Source organism: Acinetobacter sp. YH12108 (genome assembly GCF_013419055.1).
GTDB lineage: Bacteria > Pseudomonadota > Gammaproteobacteria > Pseudomonadales > Moraxellaceae > Acinetobacter.
The window spans coordinates 1-2,180 of the sequence record NZ_VPAW01000056.1; the positions used below are offsets into that span (position 1 = coordinate 1).

The 2,180-nt window shown below is 42.5% G+C and carries 2 protein-coding genes and 1 pseudogene; 1 reads left to right on the forward strand and 2 read right to left on the reverse strand.

The annotated features are described in order from the left end of the window. Window positions 1–565 precede the first annotated feature (565 nt). Complete coding sequence (gene mph, locus FTU46_RS16560; protein WP_071830579.1) at window positions 566–1,453, forward strand: Mph(E)/Mph(G) family macrolide 2'-phosphotransferase; 888 nt, start codon at window positions 566–568, stop codon at window positions 1,451–1,453. A gap of 73 nt (window positions 1,454–1,526) precedes the next feature. Here the strand turns inward: mph and FTU46_RS16565 are convergent, their stop codons facing one another. Beyond that, complete coding sequence (locus tag FTU46_RS16565; RefSeq protein ID WP_071830580.1) at window positions 1,527–1,991, reverse strand: ATP-binding protein; 465 nt, start codon at window positions 1,989–1,991, stop codon at window positions 1,527–1,529. Between the two features lie 67 nt (window positions 1,992–2,058). Continuing rightward, window positions 2,059–2,180, reverse strand: a pseudogene (locus tag FTU46_RS16570) (hypothetical protein); the annotation flags it as partial.

The following is a 2,180-nucleotide window of genomic DNA, read 5'->3' on the forward strand; positions in this document are numbered from 1 at the left end:
GTAAATTTTCAGCGTTGCTGGCTCCCCGTCAGCCGGATTGGGTTGCATCGCAGGGGTGTCGAAAGAGTCAACTGCGGTCCAAAGCTGTTGGACTTGGGTGAAAAGGGCGTTTATTCTTCCTATACGTGAACCGCATCCTACGGAATGAGTAACCCTTGCCCTATTGTGAGTAGAACGTCGTATAATTCAAACGAAAGCAGTTAATAGGTATGAAATATCACAGCACAAAAGAGCGACAGGACATGTTTAGATGATGTTATTATAAAATAATAACATCATGGATGAATAAAAAATAATTTTCTATCTTTACAACTATGTTATACTTCTATGATAAGGCTATGATGGCAAAGCCTTGGTTTTCCTAATCAAATAGTCGCCGAGATGGCTTCAATGCGACAGTAGGTCTACTGTCTCACAATTAATTCATGTATCAGATTTTTGTTCCCTGATGGGAAGTGTTATCCATACGAAAAGAATATGGGTAAAGTGTTACACCTGTATATGACATTCAGAATGTCCTGTCGGGGGAACTGGTACCAATTTAATAAAAGAAAACAGTATAGAAATGACAATCGAAGATATGCAAACATTAGCCCTAGAGCATGGGCTGAGAATTTCGGAAGAGATGAGTGTCAATGAGATGGGCATCGACTTTAGAGTTGCCTTTGTAAAGGAAGTAAACGGTGAGAACTGGGTACTCCGTATACCTCGAAGAAGCGATATGCTTGAACAAATCGAAAATGAAAGTAGAATATTGGATTTAGCCAAAAGAAACCTGTCGATCAATGTCCCTGATTGGAAAATTGTATCGGAGCGCCTAATAGCCTACCCTTTACTGGAGGATGCGCCTGCTCTGACATTCGATGCGATAACACATGAGGTTTCTTGGAACATAGATCGCGATAGCATAGCTTATGTGGAGTCTCTGGCAAAATCATTGGCCGAATTACATCGTATTACAGCTGACGATGTGAGAAAGAGCAACTTGAAAATAATGACTCCAAGTGAATTGAGGACCGAAATAGCTGACCGTATCCACTTGGTGAAATCTGAGATAGGTATCAGCGAGCCGTTGGAAAACAGATACCGTAGATGGTTGGACAATGACCCTTTGTGGCCTGAATTCACTTGTTTCATCCATGGCGATCTCTATGCAGGGCATGTCTTAACCTCGAAGGAAGGTAAGACCTCTGGTATCATAGATTGGTCTACTGCGCATATGGGTGATCCTGCACTGGACTTTTCTGGTCACGTATCGGTTTTTGGAGAGGATAGCCTGAAGAGTTTGATAACGGAGTATGCTAAACAAGGCGGAACGATATGGGATAGGCTCTACGAACAATCTATAGAGAGGGCTGCTGCAGCTCCATTAGCATATGGCGCTTTTGCGGTAGAGTGCAACGACGATAATCATATCAATGCCGCCAGAGCAGCCTTAGGTATTGTTCAATAAAATGATGTGAGGATACTTTTTTAAATGCTAAAATAGGAGTTCGATTGGTGCCACTTAAGAGTATCATTGATTTCTATTTTAGCCAGTATCCTCCACTTTTAGGAGCTCCTCGAAACTCGATTTTATGATCATCTCTTAAGATTTTGAGCCACCGCTCTACTATCTTGACAGGAACTAATAGCTCGTTTACTAAAAATGGTGCACGCTTTCCTGGATTAGTTCTTATCTGATTAAATAGTAGATTTACTCCCTCACTTACTCCCTCATTAGATTCGAAAAGTAGCTTTGATGAGACAATAACTCGAAAACCGTGCTGGAAATTTTCAAAGACAGGGGGACGCAGACCATAGGATGCGAAGCCTTCTTGGATTCGTTTGATGCCTGACCCATATTTTTCAATAAAATGCGCTTCTTTGAACGTGGCAGATATCCTTTTATTGCGCGCCCATGGCGAGTAATCTTCACGAAGAAGCTGATCAATCGTTAAGTTATCAGCTAAACCACCTGGATTGAAAAACTCTATGGAATTGTAATACACCCTGATTATGGAATCGGCAAATTAATTTGGACTTGGGTGAAAAGGGCGTTTATTCTTCCTATTACGTTGTCGGCAGCGGGCCAAAAAGGAATACGTCCATGCCCATCGAGGTGAAACCGGCTGTGAGCGCGGGTTCAAGCATATAGCCCGACAGGCGCGTATCCTTGCCGATCACGACACGATGGCGGT

Bases quoted from the DNA above. Each gene is read 5' to 3' on its own strand.
- mph (WP_071830579.1), top strand. From the start codon at position 566: ATGACAATCGAAGATATGCAAACATTAGCCCTAGAGCATGGGCTGAGA.